The organism is Haemophilus sp. UMB1048 (assembly GCF_030218125.1).
In the GTDB taxonomy this organism is placed as follows: domain Bacteria; phylum Pseudomonadota; class Gammaproteobacteria; order Enterobacterales; family Pasteurellaceae; genus Haemophilus_D.
In genome coordinates, this window is the sequence record NZ_JASOPB010000071.1 from 1 (window position 1) to 294 (window position 294).

1 protein-coding gene is annotated in these 294 nt (G+C 59.9%); it reads left to right on the forward strand.

Annotated elements, in window-relative coordinates; translation table 11 throughout:
- The coding region (locus QP437_RS09915; protein ID WP_285267720.1) for a M3 family metallopeptidase at positions 1-294 on the forward strand (294 nt) is incomplete at both ends.

Genomic DNA, 294 nt, shown 5'->3' on the forward strand with positions numbered 1-294 from the left:
GCGGCGGGGCGTGGATGGATGACTGCGTAGGCCAGATGCGTAAAGCCGACGGTTCGCTGCAAAAACCGGTCGCGTATCTGACCTGCAACTTCAACCGCCCGGTAAATGGTAAACCGGCGCTGTTTACCCATGACGAAGTGATCACCCTGTTCCACGAGTTCGGTCACGGCCTGCACCATATGCTGACCCGCATTGAAACCGCTGGTGTTTCCGGGATCAGTGGGGTGCCGTGGGATGCGGTCGAACTGCCGAGCCAGTTTATGGAAAACTGGTGCTGGGAGCCGGAGGCGCTGG